This window comes from Streptomyces sp. x-80 (assembly GCF_046549095.1).
Lineage (GTDB): Bacteria > Actinomycetota > Actinomycetes > Streptomycetales > Streptomycetaceae > Streptomyces > Streptomyces celluloflavus.
In genome coordinates, this window is sequence record NZ_JAJPWM010000012.1 from 97,537 (window position 1) to 117,299 (window position 19,763).

Annotated in this window: 18 protein-coding genes and 1 pseudogene; 16 read left to right on the forward strand and 3 right to left on the reverse strand. The window is 72.7% G+C overall.

Translation table 11 applies throughout. The features are described from left to right. Nucleotides 1–160 precede the first annotated feature (160 nt). The 8 genes from ACLJWH_RS24380 to ACLJWH_RS24415 all read left to right on the forward strand — a co-directional run bounded on the left by ACLJWH_RS24380 (nucleotide 161) and on the right by ACLJWH_RS24415 (nucleotide 9,353). Entirely contained in the window at nucleotides 161–2,470 is a 2,310-nt protein-coding gene (locus ACLJWH_RS24380; RefSeq protein ID WP_411143866.1) for a xanthine dehydrogenase family protein molybdopterin-binding subunit, read from the forward strand. Further along, entirely contained in the window at nucleotides 2,467–3,399 is a 933-nt protein-coding gene (locus ACLJWH_RS24385; protein ID WP_411143867.1) for an FAD binding domain-containing protein, read from the forward strand. The genes ACLJWH_RS24380 and ACLJWH_RS24385 overlap by 4 nt, the downstream gene beginning before the upstream one ends. Beyond that, the gene (locus ACLJWH_RS24390) at nucleotides 3,396–3,914 is read left to right on the forward strand and encodes a (2Fe-2S)-binding protein (RefSeq protein WP_411143868.1); all 519 of its coding nucleotides are present in this window, start codon (nucleotides 3,396–3,398) and stop codon (nucleotides 3,912–3,914) included. Before ACLJWH_RS24385 ends, ACLJWH_RS24390 begins: the two co-directional genes overlap by 4 nt. Nucleotides 3,915–4,395: 481 nt before the next feature. Further along, nucleotides 4,396–6,282, forward strand: a complete 1,887-nt coding sequence (locus ACLJWH_RS24395; protein ID WP_411144008.1) for an amidohydrolase — start codon at nucleotides 4,396–4,398, stop codon at nucleotides 6,280–6,282. An 82-nt stretch (nucleotides 6,283–6,364) separates the two neighbouring features. Continuing rightward, nucleotides 6,365–7,027 (forward strand): hydrolase, encoded by a 663-nt coding sequence (locus tag ACLJWH_RS24400; protein WP_411143869.1) that lies wholly within the window; start codon nucleotides 6,365–6,367, stop codon nucleotides 7,025–7,027. A gap of 59 nt (nucleotides 7,028–7,086) precedes the next feature. Next, nucleotides 7,087–7,611 carry a DoxX family protein gene (locus ACLJWH_RS24405; RefSeq protein ID WP_411143870.1) on the forward strand — a complete coding sequence of 175 codons (525 nt, stop codon included), beginning with the start codon at nucleotides 7,087–7,089 and terminating at the stop codon, nucleotides 7,609–7,611. Continuing rightward, nucleotides 7,592–8,317, forward strand: coding sequence for a YoaK family protein (locus ACLJWH_RS24410; protein ID WP_411143871.1), 726 nt, complete (start codon nucleotides 7,592–7,594; stop codon nucleotides 8,315–8,317). Before ACLJWH_RS24405 ends, ACLJWH_RS24410 begins: the two co-directional genes overlap by 20 nt. A 112-nt stretch (nucleotides 8,318–8,429) precedes the next feature. Continuing rightward, nucleotides 8,430–9,353 carry a VOC family protein gene (locus tag ACLJWH_RS24415; RefSeq protein WP_411143872.1) on the forward strand — a complete coding sequence of 308 codons (924 nt, stop codon included), beginning with the start codon at nucleotides 8,430–8,432 and terminating at the stop codon, nucleotides 9,351–9,353. On the opposite strand, the gene ACLJWH_RS24420 is transcribed toward ACLJWH_RS24415, so the two are convergent. From ACLJWH_RS24420 to ACLJWH_RS24430, 3 genes are all read right to left on the reverse strand, one after another. Further along, entirely contained in the window at nucleotides 9,323–10,345 is a 1,023-nt protein-coding gene (locus ACLJWH_RS24420; RefSeq protein ID WP_411143873.1) for a helix-turn-helix domain-containing protein, read from the reverse strand. The genes ACLJWH_RS24415 and ACLJWH_RS24420 overlap by 31 nt on opposite strands. Nucleotides 10,346–10,654: 309 nt before the next feature. Next, the gene (locus ACLJWH_RS24425; RefSeq protein ID WP_411143874.1) at nucleotides 10,655–11,626 is read right to left on the reverse strand and encodes a helix-turn-helix domain-containing protein; all 972 of its coding nucleotides are present in this window, start codon (nucleotides 11,624–11,626) and stop codon (nucleotides 10,655–10,657) included. A 61-nt stretch (nucleotides 11,627–11,687) separates the two neighbouring features. Next, entirely contained in the window at nucleotides 11,688–14,474 is a 2,787-nt protein-coding gene (locus tag ACLJWH_RS24430; RefSeq protein WP_411143875.1) for a BREX system ATP-binding domain-containing protein, read from the reverse strand. 362 nt (nucleotides 14,475–14,836) lie between these two features. Between ACLJWH_RS24430 and ACLJWH_RS24435 the strand changes: the two genes are divergently transcribed. The 8 genes and pseudogenes from ACLJWH_RS24435 to ACLJWH_RS24470 all read left to right on the forward strand — a co-directional run bounded on the left by ACLJWH_RS24435 (nucleotide 14,837) and on the right by ACLJWH_RS24470 (nucleotide 19,759). Next, nucleotides 14,837–15,052, forward strand: coding sequence for a helix-turn-helix domain-containing protein (locus ACLJWH_RS24435; RefSeq protein ID WP_411143876.1), 216 nt, complete (start codon nucleotides 14,837–14,839; stop codon nucleotides 15,050–15,052). Nucleotides 15,053–15,128: 76 nt separating this feature from the next. Continuing rightward, nucleotides 15,129–15,359, forward strand: a complete 231-nt coding sequence (locus ACLJWH_RS24440; RefSeq protein ID WP_411143877.1) for a transposase — start codon at nucleotides 15,129–15,131, stop codon at nucleotides 15,357–15,359. Nucleotides 15,360–15,385: 26 nt separating this feature from the next. Further along, on the forward strand, nucleotides 15,386–15,541 hold the full coding sequence (locus ACLJWH_RS24445; protein WP_411143878.1) for a hypothetical protein: 156 nt from the start codon (nucleotides 15,386–15,388) through the stop codon (nucleotides 15,539–15,541). 80 nt (nucleotides 15,542–15,621) lie between these two features. Beyond that, nucleotides 15,622–16,029: an ATP-binding cassette domain-containing protein gene (locus tag ACLJWH_RS24450; RefSeq protein WP_411143879.1), complete on the forward strand. Its 408-nt coding sequence runs from the start codon at nucleotides 15,622–15,624 to the stop codon at nucleotides 16,027–16,029. 664 nt (nucleotides 16,030–16,693) lie between these two features. Continuing rightward, complete coding sequence (locus ACLJWH_RS24455) at nucleotides 16,694–18,121, forward strand: glycosyltransferase family 39 protein (protein WP_411143880.1); 1,428 nt, start codon at nucleotides 16,694–16,696, stop codon at nucleotides 18,119–18,121. Nucleotides 18,122–18,274: 153 nt separating this feature from the next. Further along, nucleotides 18,275–18,661 (forward strand): annotated as a pseudogene (locus tag ACLJWH_RS24460) (amidase family protein); the annotation flags it as partial. After that, on the forward strand, nucleotides 18,660–18,926 hold the full coding sequence (locus ACLJWH_RS24465; protein WP_411144025.1) for a hypothetical protein: 267 nt from the start codon (nucleotides 18,660–18,662) through the stop codon (nucleotides 18,924–18,926). The pseudogene ACLJWH_RS24460 and the gene ACLJWH_RS24465, both read left to right, overlap by 2 nt. Next, complete coding sequence (locus tag ACLJWH_RS24470; protein WP_411144009.1) at nucleotides 18,923–19,759, forward strand: GNAT family N-acetyltransferase; 837 nt, start codon at nucleotides 18,923–18,925, stop codon at nucleotides 19,757–19,759. Before ACLJWH_RS24465 ends, ACLJWH_RS24470 begins: the two co-directional genes overlap by 4 nt. Nucleotides 19,760–19,763 lie beyond the last annotated feature (4 nt).

A 19,763-nucleotide genomic window follows, 5' to 3' on the forward strand; every position in this document is an offset into this window, starting at 1 on the left:
CACCGATCCGTGTGTGGCCCGGCTCATCGTGCCGGACGGGCCGTACTGTCGTTTTCCCCAGCGCGCCCAGACATCCGTGCCGGCAGGGGCGTTCGCGCTCACGCACGGCTGACGGACGATCATTTTTCCCGCGCGCAGCACGAGTCGTAGAGGTGCAGTCGTGGAGCAATGGACCAGACGTGAGGATGAACGGCTGCTGACCGGCCGAGGCCGCTACGTCGCCGACATCGAGGTGCCGGGCTGTCTGGACGCGGTGTTCGTACGAAGCGAGGTGGGCCATGGCACGGTGCGTGCGGTGGATTGCGCCGCCGCTCGTAACGTGCCGGGGGTCGTGGGAGCTTGGTCCGCCGCGGACCTGTCGGAGCCGCCCTCGTGTGGCCCGGCGGCATCCGGCCGGATGGGGCTTCCTCCGGTGCCCTACACCTTGCTCGCCAGGTTGTCCACGGAGGAAGCCGTGGCCGGCCGCGAGTGGCCGGCCCTGGCGAAGGACCGGGTGCGGTACGCGGGCGAGGCCGTGGCGGTGGTGCTGGGCGAGGACCGCTACCGGGCCGAGGACGGGGCGGCCGAGGTGTCCTTCCGGATCGATCCGCTGCCCGCGGTGGTGACGCCGTTCGCCGCGGCGGCGGACTCGGTCCGGCTGTTCGACGGTCTGAGCAACATCGCCTTTCAGGGGGAGGCCGGGCAGCCGATCGAGGAATCGGTCTGGCAGGAGGCTGCGGTGGTGGTGGAGGGCCGCTACCGCCAGCAACTGCTCATGCCCACACCGATGGAGTGCCGGACGATCCTCGCCGTGCCCGAGGGAGACCGGCTGACGGTGTGGTCGGGGCATCAGATGCCTCATCGGCTGCGGCGTGAACTGGCGTCACTGCTCGGGTGGCCGGTCGACCGGGTGCGCGTGGTGGTTCCGGACACCGGTGGGGCGTTCGGATCGAAGAGCGCGGCGTTCCCCGAGTTCGTCGTGGTCGCCTGCCTCGCGGTGAAGCTGGGCCGGGCCGTGCGGTGGATCGAGGACCGGCTGGAGTCCATGCTGGTCGCGACCCGGGGTCGGGGGCAGGACCAGCGGGTCCGGCTGGCCGCCGACGCCGACGGGCGTTTGCTCGGATACGAGTTGAAGATCGACGCCGATGTGGGTGCCTATCCCCACCTCGGGGTGGGGCTGCCGATGCAGACCGCCTGGATGGCGACGGGCCCGTACGCCACTCCCAAGGTGCATGCGACCGTTCGCTCGGTGCTGACCAACACGATGGTGACGTATCCCTATCGCGGCGCCGGGCGTCCTGAGGCGACGATCGCGTTGGAGCGAGCGATGGACGTGCTGGCCCGTCGACTGGGCATGGATCCGGCGGAGCTGCGCCGGCGCAATTTCGTCCCGCCCGACAGCTTCCCGTACCGGACGCCCACCGGTCGGTGCTACGACAGCGGGAACTACGCCGCCGCGCTCGATCTGGCGCTGGAGACCCTGGACTACGGCACGTGGCGGGCGGAGCAGGCCCGGCGTCGGACGGACCCGGACGCCCTGCCGCTGGGCATCGGCCTGTCCTGCTACGTGGAACGCTCCGGCGGCGAGCCGGGCGGACTCCACGAGTTCGGCGGCATCGAGGTCGGGGCGGACGGCACGGTCACCGCCCGGTGCGGCGCGGCCCCCAGTGGTCAGGGACATGAGACCGTCTTCTCCGCGCTGGTCGCCGGAACGCTGGGAGTGGACGAGGGGCGGGTCCGGCTGGTCGAAGGAGACACCGACCGGCAACCCGAGGGCGTGGGCTCCTTTGCCAGCCGTTCCGCCCAGGTGGCCGGCGCGATGCTGCAGCACGCCTCGCGGCTGCTCATCGACGAGGCGCGGGAGCGGGCCGCGAGGCTGTGGGATGTGTCGGTCGACGAGGTGAGGTGGTCCGATGGCGCCGTGCACGCTGCCAAGGGAGGCTCGGTGACCATGGGCCTGGCCGAACTGGTGAAGGCCACCGGGCCACTTCGGGTGGACGACCGGTTCGAGGCGGGCATGGCCTTTCCGTTCGGTGCCCACGCGGCGGTGGCCGAGGTCGATCCGGAGTTGGGCACCGTGCGCCTGTTGCGCGTGGTGGCCGTGGACGACTGCGGAGTGGTGCTCAATCCCACGATCGTGCGCGGGCAGGCTCTCGGGTCGGCGGTGCAGGGCATCGGCCAGGCGTTGTACGAGGGAATCCCCTACGACGACGGTGTACCGATGGTGGCCTCGGGTCTGCTGGACTATCTGCTGCCCACGTTCACCGAGGTGCCGCCCATCGAGATCAGGGACATGTGCACACCGAGCCCGAGCACACCGCTGGGCGCGAAGGGCGCGGGCGAGTCGGGGTGCATCGGCACTCCGGCCGCGATCGTCAACGCCGTGGCCGACGCCTTGCAGATCGCCGATCCGGACCTGTTGCAGATGCCGCTCACCCCGGATGTGGTCTGGCGGGCTGCCCGTGCCCCGAAACGGGAGGAGGTCCGGTGAAGCCGGCTGCCTTCGACTATGTCGTGCCGACCACGGTGCCCGAGGCCGTCGCGGTGCTCGGTGCCGCCCGTGGGAAGGCCCAGGTGCTCGCCGGCGGGCAGAGCCTGATCCTCGATATGCGCCTGCACCGCGTGCGCCCCGGGCTGGTGGTCGACATCAACCGCATTGCCGAGCTCGACCGGATGGGGACGGACGGCACCACACTGCGGGTGGGCGCCCTGGTCCGCCACGGCGTCTTCGAGTCGGCACAGTCCGTGCCGGGCCCGCTCGGCGCGCTGTTCGCACGCGCCGTGGTCAACATCGCCCATCCGCCCATCCGTTCGCGGGGCACGATGGCAGGCAGCTTCGCCTGGGCGCACCCCGCCTCGGAGTGGTGTGCCGTCGGCACCGCTCTGGACGCCGGCATCGAGCTGCGCTCCCTGGAGGGCGGGCGCACGGTCGCGGCTCGCGACTACTTCCACGGCCCGCACCGGACCGCACGCCGAGCGGATGAACTCCTCACCGCGGTGCGCTTCCCGTTGCTCGGCTACGACACCGGGGTCGGCTTCCTTGAACATCGGCGCACGCACTTCTGCTTCGCCCAGGTGGCCGTCGCCGCCACGCTGACCGTACGCGACGGGGTGATCGCCGAAGCGCGCATCGGCCTGGCCAACTGCGCCGACCGGCCGGTGCGGGCGCGCGCGGCCGAGCAGTCGCTGCTCGGCGTCGAGGCCCGAACGCCCGTGGACGGATATCGGCTGCCCGACCGTCATCCGTTCGTCCGGGCGGGCCGGATCTCCGCGGCACAGGACGCCGCACCCGTGGCGGAGCCGTACGCCGATGTCGAGTACAAGCGCCAGGCCGTCGCGGTCCTGGTCGCCAGGACGCTGCGTCAGGCGGCCCGGGACCAGCGGTCACGCGTCGCCGGACCCGAGGGAGGACACGCATGAGGATCACTCTCACCGTCAACGGCACGGTGTACCGGCTCGACGTCGAGCCTCGCCGTGTCCTCGCCGACGTACTGCGGGAGGACTGCCGGCTGACCGGTACCCACCTGGGCTGCGAGCACGGCGTGTGCGGGGCGTGCACGGTACTGGTGGACGGCGCCGCGGTCCGCTCCTGCCTCATGTTCGCCGTGCAGTGCGACGGCAGCTCGGTGTGCACCGTGGAAGGGCTTGCCGGGCCGGACGGCGAGCCGCATCCGCTCCAGCGCGCGTTCTCCGCCGAACACGCCCTGCAGTGCGGCTTCTGCACCCCTGGGTTCCTCATGGTGGCCGCCGGGGCGCTGGCGACCGATCCCGCCCTCGGCGACGACCCGGAACGCGTCGACGCCCTGGTCGGCTCCAACATCTGCCGGTGCACCGGCTACGAACCCATCCGTCGCGCGATCCTGCGGGCCGCGCGCGAGCAGGCGGGCTCCGCGACGAGCTCCGGGCGCGGGGCGCAGGACGGCGCCGGCCGGTGACATCCGCACAAGGCGTTGAGGGTGCTGGCCACCCGGATCGCGGCGGCGATCCGCCCGTTCGTCAGAACTGTGCCGTGCCGGGCGCCGGCCTCCACCGAGTACGTCGGGATCGAGGGCGTGCCGACGACCGGCTGCGGCCCCGCGCCGGGGAGGTGAACCCGGCGCTGCCGGCTTTCCCCGCGAAGTGACCGCGTGAGCGAAGCGGCGGCGCGTGCGTCCCGGACCGAAGCCCCGGTCCTCCCCGATCCTGCCGGATGCGGGGGGGACCGGGGCTTCATGCCGTCCGGAGGCGGTCTGCCGACGGGTGCGCTGTCGGACCGGAAGCGGTGCGCTGTGAGCCAAGTCCGGCACCGGCGGCGGATCTAACGTCTGCCATGTGTTCGAGCGGGCCGCCCTGTAGCCGGCCTACTCGACCGTCCTGGTCGCCGTTCCACCGCGCGCGACCCGATCCCTGTCACAGGAGGCTGTCGAGGTGCCTGCAATGCCGGTCAGCGGGCTGGTTCCCCGCGCCGTCGAGAACGCCGCTGACGTCGTCGTCCGCAACGCGAAGATCTTCACCGGAGACGTCCGCCGCCCGCAGGCCGGCGCGCTCGCCGTCCGCGACGGCCTGATCACGGCCGTGGGGGACGACGCGGACGTCGCCCCGGTCGTCGGACCGTCCACCACCGTGGTCGACGCGCTCGGCCGGCGTGTGGTGCCCGGTCTCAACGACTCGCACCTGCACGTGATCCGGGGCGGTCTCAACTACGTCCTGGAACTGCGCTGGGACGGCGTGACCTCGCTGCGCCAAGCCCTGGCGATGCTGCGGGACCAGGCCGCCCGCACCCCCGAGGGGCAGTGGGTGCGCGTCGTCGGCGGCTGGTCGTCCGAGCAGTTCGCCGAGCGGCGACTCCCGACGCCCGCCGAACTGAACGAGGCTGCGCCGGACACCCCGGTGTTCGTTCTCCATCTCTACCAGTCGGCGATCCTCAACCGCGCCGCGCTGAAGGCCGTCGGCTGCACCAGGAGTACTCCCGATCCGACTGGCGGCCAGATCGTCCGGGGCCGGAACGGTGAGCCCAACGGCATGCTGCTGGCCGCCCCGAGCGCCCTGATCCTCTATTCCACGCTCGCCAAGGCCCCGGCACTGGAGGGCGAGGACCGCAAGACGTCCACCCGGCACTTCCTGCGCGAGCTCAATCGCTTCGGGCTGACCTCCGCGATCGACGCCGCCGGCGGATTCCAGAACTTTCCCGAGAACTACGGCACGGTGACCGAGCTCGCCCGGGACGGTCAACTCTCGCTGCGCATCGCCTACCACCTGTTCCCGCAGACCCCGGGCCAGGAACTCGACGACCTCACCCGCTGGGTCGAAACGGTCCGCCCCGGGGAAGGCGACGCGTGGCTGCGGCTGAACGGCGCCGGCGAGAACCTGACCTGGGCTGCCGCCGACTTCGAGAACTTCGCCGAGCCGAGGCCCGAACTCACCCCGTACGAGGGCGAGTTCGAGAAGGCCGTCCGGCTGCTCATGGAACACGGCTGGGGCTTCCGGCTGCACGCGACCTACGACGAGACGATCCGCCGCGACCTGGCGGTGTTCGAGAAGCTCGCCGCCGAGGGACTCTTCCCCGGCGGCAGCCGGTGGCTCTTCGACCACGCGGAGACCGTCTCGCGGGACAGTCTCGACCGCATCGCGGCGCTCGGCGGCTCGCTCTCCGTGCAGAACCGGCTGTCTTTCCAGGGTGAGCTGTTCACCTGCCGGTACGGCCTCGGGGCCGCCGCGGAAGCCCCGCCGATCCGCGCGATGTTGGAGCGCGGGCTGACCGTGGCCGCCGGCACGGACGCCACCCGGGTGTCCTCCTACAACCCCTGGGTCGCCCTGCACTGGCTGGTCTCCGGCCGTACGGTCGGCGGCCTGACGGTGCGGCCGCCGCAGAACCGGGTGGACCGGGAGACCGCGCTCGCGATGTACACCACTGCGGGCGCGGCGCTGACCGGCGAGCAGGACGTCAAGGGCGTGCTGCGACCGGGGTGTTACGGCGACCTGGCCGTTCTGTCCGACGACTACTTCACCGTGCCCGAGCCGGACATCCCGCACATCGAGTCCCTGCTGACGCTCGTCGGCGGCCGGATCGTCCACGCGGCGGCCGAGTACGAGGGAATGGACGAGGAGTTGCCGGCGGTCAGCCCCGGATGGAGCCCGGTCGGCCACTTCGGCGGCTACCACAACGGCCGCCGTGCCCGTACGGGGGCCGTCGGCGCGGGCGCCCGCCAGGCGGAGTTGCTCGGGCAGGTCGTCGCGGAGTCGGAGCTGTACCGCCAGTGGCGCGTCGGACGCGGCCTGGCCACGGAGCACCACCAGCCGTTCGACCCGTGCTTCCTCCTCTGACGCGGCCCACCGGACCGCCCCTCCCGATTTCCGCCACGGATCACCGTGCGCAGGACCTGCCCAGCACCGAAAGGAACCCGTCATGGTCGACCTCACCCAGGTCAGCGCCACTCCGAGCCCGGACCTGCTCACCCCGGACAACGCCGTGATGCTGTTCGTGGACCACCAGCCGCAGATGTTCTTCGGCACCGGCAGCGGCGACCGGACCGCGATCATCAACGCCACCGTCGGCCTCGCCAAGGCCGCCAGGGCCTTCGACGTGCCGACGATCCTGACCACCGTGGCCGCCGAGTCCTTCTCCGGACCGCTCCTGCCGCAGCTCGGGGCGGTGTTCCCCGATGCCAAGCCCATCGACCGCACCTCGATGAACGCCTGGGAGGACGCGGCCCTCGTCGAGGCGGTCAAAACCACCGGGCGCGGCAAGGTCGTCATGGCCGGCTTGTGGACCGAGGTCTGCCTGGTCCTGCCCGTGCTGTCCATGATCGACCAGGGCTATGAGGTCTACGTCGTCACCGACGCCTCCGGCGGCGTCTCCCCGAAGGCACACGAGCACGCCATCCAGCGGATGACGCAGGCCGGCGCCGTACCCGTCACCTGGCTACAGGTGCTGCTGGAGCTCCAGCGTGACTGGGCCCGTACGGAGACCTACGGCGCCGTCACGGAGATCGTCAAGGAACACGCCGACGCGTACGGCCTGGGAGTCGTCTACGCGCAGGCCGTCATCGGCGAACACGCCGCGGGCTGACACGGCCCGCGCGCCGACTCCGCATCAGGGACCGGAACCAGGGACGGGAACAGGACACGATGGATACCGGACTGCTGATCCTCCGGGTGGTGGTGGGCCTGCTCATCGCCGGGCACGGAGTGCAGAAGGTGAGCTACCGCCTCGGGGGTCACGGCCTCGTCGGCGGGACGGAGGAGTTCCGGCAAGACGGGTTCCGCGGCGGGCCGCTCACCGCCCTCGCCGCGGGCACCGGGCAGATCGGTTCGGGCCTGCTCCTGGCCCTGGGCGCGCTCACCCCGCTGGCGGCCACGGTCGCCATGGGCGTGATGACGGTGGCGGCCACCGTCAAACTGCCGCACGGGCTCTGGGTGCAGGACGACGGCTACGAGTACCCGCTCGTGCTGGTCGTCGTGTCGGGAGCGCTCGCCCTCACCGGGCCGGGCCGTTGGTCCGCCGACCATGCGGTCGGCCTGACCGCCTGGCCGATGTGGCTGTCGATCGTGGCCATCGCACTCGGCCCGTCGAGCGGGCTGCTCAGCCGGGCTGTCCTGCACCGTCCGCCAACGCCCGGGGAAGGAACAGTCGTTGCGCGCCCTGCTGACTGACGCCCTCCGGACGCTCGTCCCGCCGCGGACGGACCGGCACGGCCCGCTGCCGCCGCTGATGCTGCTGCTGACCGTGGCCACCGGGGTGGTGGACGCGGTGAGCTACCTCGGTCTCGGGCACGTGTTTGTGGCGAACATGACCGGCAATGTGGTCTTCCTGGGGTTCGCCCTGGCGGGAGCCGCGGGTCTGTCGGCCACGGCTTCGCTCGTCTCGCTGGCGTCCTTCCTCACCGGTGCGCTCGCCGGCGGGCGGCTGGGCAACCGCATGGCGGCCCATCGCGGGCGCCTGCTGGCCATGGCCACCGGCGTCCAGACGTTCCTGACGGCCGTGGCGGCCGCCACCGCTGCGGCTGCGGACGGCGGCGCCCACTACGCCTTGATCGTCCTGCTGGGACTGGGCATGGGCTTGCAGAACTCCGTGGCCCGTCGGCTCGGCGTGCCCGACCTGACCACCACCGTGCTCACCCTCACCCTGACCGGCCTCGCCGCCGACTCGGCACCGGCCGGGGCCGCTGCACCGCGCCAGGGGCGACGGATCCTCTCCGCGCTGGCGATGCTGCTCGGCGGCGTCGCAGGTGCGGCGCTGGTCCTGCACGGGCGGCTCACCCTGGCGCTCGGGCTGGCCGCGCTGCTGCTCCTGGTCACCTCGGTGACCGCCCACCGGGTCTCGGCCCCCGACGCCCACTGGGCCCCGCCGGCGGCCTGAGTACCTCCGCATCCGCCCCACCACCGACCGACTCCTCCGCCCAGCTACAGACACGCGCCCGACCACCGGCACGGCCGAAGCCGGGGCGCGAACGACGACCGGGAGGTCCCTCATGAAGCACCGCTTGGCCCGCCGGGTGGTCCCGTTGGTGGCGGCGATCGTCACACTGACGGCGATCCCCACCGCCTCGGTGGCCCAGAGCACCCCGACCAGGCCGCCGGTCTCGCACCGGCAGTTCGCCGTCGGCCCGCAGTACGACTCCACCCACGTCTACGTGACGCCGGGCACGGAGCAGGCGTTCGTGGCCAGTTGGGTGGCCACCTTCGGCGGCACCACGATCGGGCCGACCGCGACCCAGGTGACGCCCACGCCCAGCCGGACGCTGTCCGAGCTGGTGCTCTCCCCCGTCGGCACGCTGTCGGTGTTCGACTACACCACGCCCGTCCCGTACCCGTTCGGCACCGAGCGCACCGGCTGGCTGGTGACCGACCTCGACCAGGCGGTGCGGGCCGCCCGGACCGACGGCGCGGCCGTGACCGTGGCGCCCTTCGCCGATCCGATCGGCCGGGACGCCGTCGTCCAGTTCCCCGGCGGGGTCAGCGCCCAGCTCTACGTGCACACCGCTCCGCCGTCCTACCCCGACCTGGTGAGCGTGCCCGAGAACCGGCTCTACCTGTCGCCGGACGCGGTGCGCGCCTTCCTGCGGAGCTACCTCGCCTTCACCCGGGGCCGCATCGTCTCCGACGACCGGAAGGCCGACGGCGCCGCGATCGGCCTGCCCGGTACGACGTACCGGCTGCTGCGCCTCACCTCCGGCTTCGGCACCACCACGGTCACGGTGACGGACGGGCACCTGCCGTACCCGTTCGGCCGGGAGCTCACCGGCTACGGCGTGCCCGACCTCTCCGCCACTGTGAACCGGGCGAAGGCCGCCGGCGCCTCGGTGCTGTGGGGGCCGGTCTCGGTCAGCGGCCGGGACAGCGCGATGATGCGGTTCCCGGGCGGCTATGTCGCGGAGATCCACGCCGACCGGTGACCGGCACCGGGGCGGGTCGCGCTCATCCCCGGCGGGCGGCCCGCCCCCTCGCTTGCCTGCCACTCACGCGGGGAGACCCCGTAGGCGGCCCGGAACGCGCGGCTGAAGTGACTGGCGCTCACGAAGCCCCAGCGGCCCGCTACCGCGGCCACGGTCGCCCGCCCCGCCGTCGAACGGGCGAGGTCCCGCCGGCACATGTCCAGCCGCTGGCGCTGGATCCAGCGGGCCACCGTCACGCCCTCGAAACGGAAGAGCTTGTGCAGATATCGCACCGAGACGAGGTGGACGGCCGCGATGCGCTCCGGCGTCAGGTCCGGGTCGCCCAGGTGCCGCAGGATGTGGTCCTTCACCCGCGCCAGGGTCGCGAGGGCCACCTCGGGCGCCTCCGGAACCGGCCGGCCGCGGCGTTCGTGGGCGAGCACCGCGAGCAGGTCCAGGGCCGTGGTGGCGAGCCGGCCGGCCAGGCACGGCTCCAGCAAGTCGGCCGCCCGGGAGAGGCGTTCCAAGTAGGCGGCCACCAGCCGGGCGGTGCCGCTGCCGGTCTCGAAGGCCGTCGCGGTGAGCACCCGCAGGTCCTCCTCGGAGACGCCCACGGCCGACCGGGGCCAGTGGAAGGCCGTGAAGACGAAGGGCTCCGCCAGTTCCTTGGCGAACGGCTGCCCGGCGTCGGAGATCGCGAAGGTGCCCGGCCGCAACTCCACCTGGCGGCCTGCCTGGACCAGCCGCGCGGTGCCGCGGTGCTGGAGCGCCAGCGTGAGGTGGTCCTCCCCGCCGCGGGCGATCAGCCGCCCGCTGCGCTCGACCCGCTGCGGCCCGGCCCGGACCACGGAGACCTGCACGGTGCCCAGGCGGTGGCTGGTGAGGGACGCGGGCGCGGGCGCGGCTTCGAGCAGGGACACGTCCAGCGGGATGAAGGTACCGGAGACGGCCTCGTGCCAGTACTCGGCCCGATCGGCGGGCGGTACCTCGGCGGTGTCGAGAACGACGCACATCAGCACTCCTCGCAGGATCTCGGTCGGGGCTCACCGGGAGCCGGGGCTCGCCGGGAGCGGTGATGCAGGGCGACGTGCACGGTGTCGGCCTGGGTCAACGCGGCCTGGACGGCGCCGAGTTGGGGCAGAACGCGTCGAACAGGAGGCACCCGTGCACGGCGCCCGGACCGGCCTCGGCGGTGCCCCGGGCGAACTCCCGGACCAGCCGGCCGTGGCCGGCCGCGTCGCCGGGCGACCAGCCGAGCCCCGGAAGGAAGACCGCCGAGGAGGGCTCGGCCCACGGCCGCCGGCGGGCGGTGCGGCGACTCGTCAGCGGGGGGCCTCGGACCGCCGCCCGCGCCACTCGTGCGGCGGGACGCCGTACGCAGCGCGGAAGGTCCGGCTGAAGTGTGCCGGGTCGACGAAGCCCCACCGCTGGGCAACGGCCGACACGGTCGGCGCCGTACGGCCGCTACGGCCCAGCTCGCGGGCGCACGCCTCCAGGCGGCGCTGCCGGATGAGCCGGCACACCGTCACGTCCCCGCCCTCGAACAGCCGGTGCAGGTACCGCACCGAGATGTGGTGGGCACCCGCGATCCGCTCGGGCGTCAGCTTCGGGTCGTCCAGATGGTGGTCGATGTACTCCCGCACCCGTCGGACCAGGTGCTCGTTCGGGCCGGCCGGTCCGTCCGCCGCCCGTCCGGCGACCAGCTGGGCGACGAGCGCGCTCACGAGGTCGGCCACGCTGCCCGCCAGCCGATCGCCGACCGGAGCGGGGAGGGAGTGTGCGGACGCGGCCAGGATGCCGAGGAAGGACGACAGCACCGCCCCGCATCCGTCCGCGGGGCCGACGGCCGTCCCCGCCGCGTGCCGCAGATCGCGCTCCGGCACGCCCGACAGTCGAAGCGGCAGATGGAACAGATGGGTGCGAAAGCGCTCCGGACAGTCGACGGAGTACGGCCGCGCCGTTTCGTACAGCACGAGCCCGCCCGGCGGCACCTCCGCCCGGCGCCCGTGCTGCTCCAGTACGGCCCGGCCCGACGCCTGCACCCCGACTCCGACCTGCGGCTCGGCACGCGGGGCCTGCGCGATCAGGGCGGCCGTGCGCGACACCCGGGCGGCGTCCGCCTCCAGCGTCGAGATCCGCACGTACCCGAGCCGGTGCGACACCAGGAGCCCGTCGAACGACTGCCCGGCGAGCGGGACCACCTCCACCGGCACCAGCGTCCGCGATATCGCCTCGCCCCAGAACACCGCCTTCTCCTGGTCCGCGACCAACTCGGTCTTCACCTGCGAGTCCAACCTGACCGCCCTTCCACCGAAGTCCTGCGCAGTCAGCGTGGCCCAGGGGCGCGGCGGCGGGTTAGGTCATCTGACTGCCGTCCCGTGGCGGCGTCACGGGCCCGGCGGGCACGCCGACAGGTCCGCGGGTGCCGAGGGCATGGGCGAGCGCGGCCCGCGAGGTGATGCCGAGCTTCGGGAAGACCTTGTAGAGGTGCGCCGCAACGGTGCGGGGCGACAGCCGGAGCCGCTGGCCGATCTCCTTGTTGCTCAGGCCGGTCGCGGCCAGGCGGGCGATGCGCAGCTCCTGGCCGGTCAGCATGGCCGGCTCCGGCACCGGCCCGCCGTGCGACGGCGTCACCGGTTCACCCGCGGCCCGCATTTCCTCCTCGCACCGCCGCGCCCAGGGGCCCGCCTTGAGGCGGTGGAACACGTGGTGCGCCACGCGCAGCACCTTCCGGGCCCCGGGCCGGTGGCGCCGGCGCAGCCACGAGCCATGGGCGAGCCGCAGCCGGGCGAGGTCGAACGCCCACTGCTCGGCGCCCGGTACGGCATACGCGGCGCGGTAGGCGGCCTCGGCCTCGTCGTCCTCGGCGGCCACGGCGGTGGCGGCCGCGAGGAGGAAGGCGTGCCGGCCGGAGATCTCCGCGGAGCGTGCCGTCCGCCCCGCCTCGACGTGTAGCCGTGCCTCCTCAGGACGGCCGGTGTGCACGGCGGCCGTCACCAGGTCGAAGACCAGCCCGTGGTGCCAGGGCGGACCGCTGGGCAGTCGTCCGGGCGGGGTGAGCTCGCAGAATTGCGCGTAGGACTCCTCATAGCGACCGTGGGCGAGCGCGGCCAGCCCGCGCAGGTGGGTCAGGCGGTCGAGCACGTACCGCATCCGGGCGCGGGTGGCGGTCGGCCTGATGGCCTGTTCGACCTCCCGCAGTGCGTCCTCGTCGCCCTGCCCGGCCAAGAAGTGGGCGTAGTACTGACGGAACATCAGGGCGTTGCAGTGGTAGCCGAGTTGGTCCGCGATCTCTGCCTCGCGCAGGCTGACGCCCGCCTGGTCCCAGTGGCCGAGCAGGAAGTCCTGGTAGCACTTGGCCTTCGCCACCGAGCCCTGGGTGGCGTAGCCGTGCAGCCCGGTGAGGCGCTGCCACAGGTCGCCCTCGGGGCAGTCGAGCGCCGAGGCGGTCCACAACAGGAGCCAGGCCGCGCCGGCCTCCTGCTCCTGCGTCATGCCATCGGCCACCGCCCGTAACGCGGTCGCCATGTCCGGGTCCGGGGCGGTCCAGGCCCGCAGGCAGAGCCGGCCCGCCTCGGACACGTGCTCCCGGTGCCGTTCCAGAGCCCGCCACGCGCAGGGATCGTCTGTGTAGGTGGCGGCCAGCAGCAGCTTGAAGTAGACCTGCTCCACCAGCCCGCCGAAGGCGTCGGCGCCCGGCGCCGTCAGCGCGTCGAGGGCGGCGGGCAGCAACGCGGCGGAGGACTCGAAGTCGATCCGGTGGCTCTGATCGACGTAGACCACCGCGTAGGCGAAGAGCGGTGCGACGTCCTGCGGAACCGTGCTGGCCTTCAGTTCGTCGACGAGAGCGGCGGCGTGGCGCAGGTGCCCGCCGCGGGCCGCCATCACCGCGGCCCAGGTGAGCCGACGGGCGCGATCGCAGGAGCTGGGGCTGAGGACTGCGGCGCGCTCCAGCAGGAGCGCGCCCTCCGCGTCGCCGCCGCGGCGGGCGAGGTCGCGGCCGGCCTGTTGGAGGCGGTGGGCGAGGTCCTCGTCCGGTGGCAGCGCGGCCGACGCCTCATGGACCAGCCGTCGGGGGTCGTCCGGTGCGAGGGCTTCTGCCAGGGTCCGGTGGGCCTCGCGCCGCGCGGTGTCGGAGGCTGCCCACACCACTGCGGTACGGACCAGGGGGTGACGGAACACCAGTTGTCCGGCCGCATCGAGCCGGGCCAGGCCGTCCGCCTCGATCCGCTCCAGGGTCTCCCGTACGTCCTCGTCCGCGACGGCGCGCAGCCACGGCCCGCTGCTGAACTCCCGGCCGGTGGCCAGGGCGCCCAGCAGGAGGAGGCGGCCGACCTCCGGTGTCATCGCGGCCAGCCGGTCGGCGAACATCCGCTCCAGCTTCCGCCCCAGTGGTAACAGCTCCGGCAGCGGAGCGACGCCTCGCTGCTGGTCGGCCGCCAGCTGCCTCGGTAACTCCATCATCGCCAGGGGGTTGCCGGCCGCCTCCGCCAGGACCCGGTCCCGGGTGGTCGCCGCCAGTTCGGGGTGACAGGCGGCCAGCAGCCGGGCCGCCTCCGCCCGAGGCAACGCCCGTACGTCGACGGCTTCCGCCCACCAGGTCTGGGCGGTCGGACCATCCGGGCGGCTGGCACCGACGATCACCAGCGGCAGATCGGCGCAGCGTCGCTGGAGGAAGGCGAAGACGGTCGCGCTCGACGAGTCGATCCAGTGCAGGTCGTCCAGGAGGAGCAGCACGGGGGCGGCCCGCACCGCCTCGTCCAGCAGCGCCAGCGCGGCGGCGCCGACGGCGAACCCGCTCGGGGTCCCGGGCCGGATACCGAGCGCGCTCTCCAAGGCGTGCCGCTGGTGGTCCGAGAGGGCGCCCGAACGCTGGAGCAGCGACCAGAAGGCTTGGTGGAGCGCCCCGAACGCGAGGTCCGTCTCCGCCTCGGCGCCAACCGCTCGCAGGATGGTGAATCCGCGCTCGCGCGCCGCGCGCTCCGCCCAGGCCAGCAGCGTGCTCTTGCCCACGCCGGCTTCGCCGCGCAGCAGCACCGTGGAACCGCTCGCGCCGTCCTCCGCCTGGACCAGGGCCGCGGTGAGCACCTCCGTCTCCCGCTGCCGACCGACCAGGACCGGAGCCTGTCTGTCTTCCGCCACTCTTCGTTCCCCCTGGGTCGACCGGCCCGCTCCCCCGGGCGCTCCAGGCTATCGCCCGTCAGGCCGCGTGACTCCACGGTGTGTACGGCTGCGGACGCGCACCGTGCCTGGGAGTCCGGAGCGCGGCGACCGTCGGTGCGCCACGAGGGGACGGCGGATGCGCGCAAGGTCCACCGCACCGTTCCAGGCGGATCGGCTCCGGTGCGCCGGCGGTGGGCGCCTACCCCCTTGCGTTCTGCACCTCCATGCGCCTGGCCGGGGTCGCCGCCGGGACCGTGGTGGCTCGGCCCCGCTCGCCTCCGCCGTGATCGAACGCGTCGTGGACGGACGCCGCCTACAGCGTCTCGGGAGCCACCCGGTTGATGCGCCGTCTCGGCTTCACCCCGCAGGTTCCCGCCCGAAGGGCTGCGGAACGCGACGAGCAGGCCGTGGCTTCCTGGAGGGAGGCGACCTGGGCACAGGTAGAACCACCCGGGCGGCCTGCCAGGGATGGATCTGTTTCGAGGACGAGGCCGGATTCACCCACAGGCCGCCGGCCGGACGCACCCGGGGACGACGCGGCACGACCCCGGTCGTGAAGGCGAACGGTCGCCGCTCCGGGAGGGTCTCCGCCGCTGGGCTGATCGCGATGCGTCCTGACCCACGGACCCGACTGTGTCACCGCCTACAGCTGCGCACAGGGCGCAAGGGCGAGCGCCGCGCCGCAGCCTGTCCGAGCACGACTGCATCGAGCTGATCGACGGGATCCGCCATCTGGTCCGGGCACCGATCGTGCTCGTCCGGGACCGGCTGAACACCCACGTCTCCCACGCCATGCGTAACCTGATCGATACGCGCGACTGGATTACCGTGTTCATCCTTCCCGCGTATGCACCAGAGAGTTGAACGCAGTCGAGTATCTATGGGCCCACGTGAAACACAGCCTCGCGACCCTCACCAACGTTGCCCTCGACCGCCTCGCCACATTCGTGCGCAACAGACGCAAACGGCTGCAATACCGCCCCGACGCCCTCGACGGCTTCGTCGCCGGGACCGGACTCGCCATCGACCCACCACCATCACCTTGAAGCGCCGAAGTCAGTATCGGTCGCGTGCCAGGGCTGATTCGGCCATCGCAAGGGCGGGCGCGGGGCGGGATGCCGTTCGGATGCGGCGGCACGCTCTGGAACGGCGTCGGAACCGCTACAGCGGTGTCGTCTGCCAGCTCGGCGAGCTTCTGCCGGGGCTGATTCCGGTGGAAAACGTGGTACTTGCAGCCCCGCTGTCAGGGGCGCCGGCCGCGCAAGCCTACGAGCGCACGGAATCCCTCCTCCGCGGCCTCCGGGTGGCTTACGGCCAGATTCCGGCCGGTCAGCTTTCGAGTGGTGAGTGGGAACGCACCGCTGCGGCCGAAGCGTTGATCAATCAGCCGGCCGTTCCACTGGCGGACGAGCCGATCGGCGCGCTGGACCGCACCACCCGGGACGCCGTGGCAGAGCCGCTGATCGACGTCCCGCGACGCGTGCGGCCTGGGCGTTCCTCGTGCCGCCGTTGGCGTCGATCGCTACCGGCGTGATAGCCGCGAGCCGGCCGACGGCTCCCCAGGAGAGACCGGCCGACGGTGCTGAGCTGCCGGACTACGTCCTCACCACCATGTCCGGCACGCCCGTTGTCCCGGCCCTCCGTACCTGGTGGTGGGGGCCGCGAGCAGCTGTCCGGCAGGCGAGCGAGTGGCGCCGTTCCGGGGAACGGCATACCGCTGTCGCCGGGACCGCCGGACGGCAACCGGATCCGGATCACGGAAGAACGACTGCCTCCAGGTCCCGCGCCATCGCGCTGCGCCGAATTTTCCGGTGCCTCGGGAACCACGCCTCGGCAGGGTGCGGGCCTGGTGCGTAGCGCTGGCGGCCGCCCGGCACCGCAGGTGTTCCGGCAGGCCCTTCTCCCATCAGGCCCGCCCTTCTCGCATCAGGCCCATCTCGCAATCAGGTCCATCTCGCCATCAGGTCCATGTGGTCTCGAAGGCGTCATCTCCATGGTCCGGCGGGGCCGCGCGGACCAGGGTGCCGCTGCCGAGGCGTTCGGTCAGGCGGACTGGACCGTACCTGACCCGCCCCTGAAAACATCAGCAAATTGGAGGCCCAGTGCGGCGCGTTCGCATATCCACACGCATATCCACATGCATATCCATCTGCACCGGCCCGGCCGTCCTGGCGCTCGTTCTCGGGCTGTGGGGCATCATGCGCGACCACAGCATGTGGCGGGATGAGGCGGCGACCTGGCAGGTAGCTCATCGGTCGGTGGCCGAGATAGGACACCTGGTCGGTCAGGTCGACATCGTCCATGGCCTGTACTACGTGGTGATGCACGGAGTGTTCGCCCTCTTCGGCGACAGTCTGGTCACCCTGCGGCTGCCCTCGGTGCTAGCCACCGCCGCCGCATGCGGACTGACCGCGCTGCTCGGCGCCCGGCTGTCACATCGCCGGGCCGGGAGGGGTGCGGGGTTCGCCCTGGCGGTCACTCCAGCGGTCCAGGAGTACGCCCAGGAGGGGCGGTCGTACGCGCTCGTCCTCGCCTTCGTGGTGCTCGCGACCTGGCTTCTCGTAGGCGCCCTTGAGCGGCCGGAAGCCTGGCGGTGGGCCTGGTATGCGGGGGCCGTACTGATCGCCGCGCTGCTCAACTGGTTCTCGCTGCTCGCGCTCGTCGCGCATGGCGTCACCGTGCTGTGCCTGCGCCTCGACCGAACCCGCCTTGCCGGCTGGGCTCTTGCCGCCTGTGGGGCTGTTGCCGGGGCCCTGCCGGTGATCCTGGCCAGCCGGAGCCAAGCCTCGCAGGTCGCCTGGATACGGCCGCTCGGCTGGTCGACGGTGCTCGGTGTGCTGATCACCGTAACGATCGCCGCGCTCTGCGCGCGCCTGCCGCACGCACGCGTGTCGAACAGCGTGCGCAAGGGTGTGCCGCATGCGCGCATGAGCCTCGCGGCGGTCGCGCTTCCGCTCTGTGCGGTGCCGCAGTGTGGCCTGGTTTTGATCTCCCTCGTCCAACCCCTCTACATCACCCGTTACGTGCTGTTCGCCTACGCAGGTCTCGCGCTCCTCATCGGCGCCCTGCTGGCCACGATCGCCGCGCGCCTCAGGACACACGCCCGCGTGCTGCTCCCGGTCGCCGTCGCCCTGGCCCTCGTGGCGCTTCTCCCGACCGAGCTCGGCCTGCGCTCCGTGACGAGCCGCGTCGACGATGTGCTCACCGCGGCGACCATGGTCGACCACGTCCGCGACTCCGCCGACGGCGTGCTCTACATTCCCGCCGCGCGCCGCGATACCGCCCTCGTCTCACCCCACGCGTTCACAGGTCTACGGGATCTGGCCCTGGCCCAGGGGCCCGTGAAGTCAGGCACTTTGGCGGGCACAGAGGCCGGACCGCGCGCCGTGGAGCGGGCCATGCTGGGCGCACGGCGCATAGTGCTCGTCACCGATCCCGGGCCCCGCCTCGCCGACTCGGCACGCGACCGCGCCAAGCAGCGTGTCCTGGACGAACACTTCGTGCGCCGCTCGGACAGTGTCGAACGGGGGCGCCGGGTGAGCGTCTACGAACGACGCGAGCCGGGACGGCCGGCCGTCCAAGGCCATCTCTCCACGGTGACGGGGCCTCCTTCGTTCAAGGGCTGAACGGCTTCCCTCCCCGCCAGGCCGTAGTCATCCGTGCCGCAGAGCCCGTCAGGCGGCGCCTTTCTGGTCGTCCGACGGCAACGCGGGGAGGGGGACGAGGCACTGCGAGGGCTCAGCTGGTACGCGGTCCAAGGCCGCTCACGGCAACCGTGGATGCGCCGGCAAGCGCCCCCTACGCAGGCAGGGGGCCGGCCAGGCGTTGGGCCTTCAGGGTGTGGAGGGTGGTCCGCGAGGTGGCCGGCCCGACGTACACCGCTCGACGCCGAGGGTGCGACGGCCGCGGCGGAGGCAGCCGAGCGCCGGGTCGCGGCCGACGGCCAGGGGACCGACGAGTTGCCGCCCCTCTGGGGCGTTCCGGTTTCGGTGAAGGACACCTGGCCCGTCGCCGGGCCGCGCTTCACCGCCGGTTCGGCCGCCTTCGCCGGCCGCGTCGCCCCGCAGGACGCCGCATCGGTCGCCGCGCCGCGGGCGAGCGGCGCTGGCATCCTGGGCATGACCACGGCGGCGGAACTGGGCTGCTCGTCCTACACGGAGACGCATGCGGGCAACGCCGTCACCCCGTACGACCCGACGCGCGGCGCGGGCGGCTCCAGTGGCGGTGGAGTCGGCGGTGATCGCCGGCGCCTACGGCTTCATCTGCTGCCGCCCGCCGCGCTGCGCCTGCGCGATGCACGCCGGAATGCCGGGCGCGCGGCTGTGGGAGCTGCGCGAGAACGGGCGCTTCGGGCACCTGGGGGCGGCAGACGAGTTCGCCGCCACCGCGCTGGGCTCCGTACACGACCGAGAGATGGGGTACCGGGGATGACGACTACCGTGCCGCCCGGCCTGGCTGAGCAGACCGAGATCGGAGCGTACGCCGGCTTCGTGACCGGCGCACCGCCGTCGGTGCGGGAAGCCCTGGGCAGCGGCTCGCTGCGGGCCGGCTCGGCGCTGGCGCTGGCGGTCCGCGAGGACCCGAGCTGCTTCTTCAACCGGGCGGGCGGATTCGGCGCCGGCGCGCCGATCACCGCGGACGTCCTGGAGCAGGTGTGCGGCTTCTACCGCGACCAGGGCGTGCCCCAGGGCTCGCTCGCGATCGCACCGCCGCTGTTGCCGCCGGACTGGGCTTCGACCGCCGCACAGCTGAACCTCACCGAGGGCAGCCGTTTCGTCAAGCTGGGGTGCGACACCGAGACCGCGCTGTCCGCGGCCGACGGCATTGCGGCGCTCGACCCCGGACTGCGCGTCGGCCTGGCCGAGCCACACCAGGCGAACGAGTGGGCCACGGTCATGATGACCACCTTCGGGTTCACCACATCGGCCATGACCGACATGGCCGCGTCCTGCGTGGGCAAGCCGAACTGGCGGCAGTACGCCGTCCGGGACGGCGACCGGATCATCGCTGTCGGGAGCATCTTCATGAACGGGGAGTGCGCCAACATGTTCGGCGGAGCGACGCTCCCGGAAGAACGCGGCCGCGGCGCCCAGTCGGCACTGCTCACCGCCCGCATCCGGGCTGCCCGAGCCGCGGGCTGCCGATGGCTCGTCGCCGAGACCGAAGCGGAAGGCCCCGGCGACCACAACACATCCCTCCACAACATGCTCCGCGCCGGTTTCGAGCCGCTGTACGAGCGGGTCACCTGGCTCTGGCGCGCATAGCCGG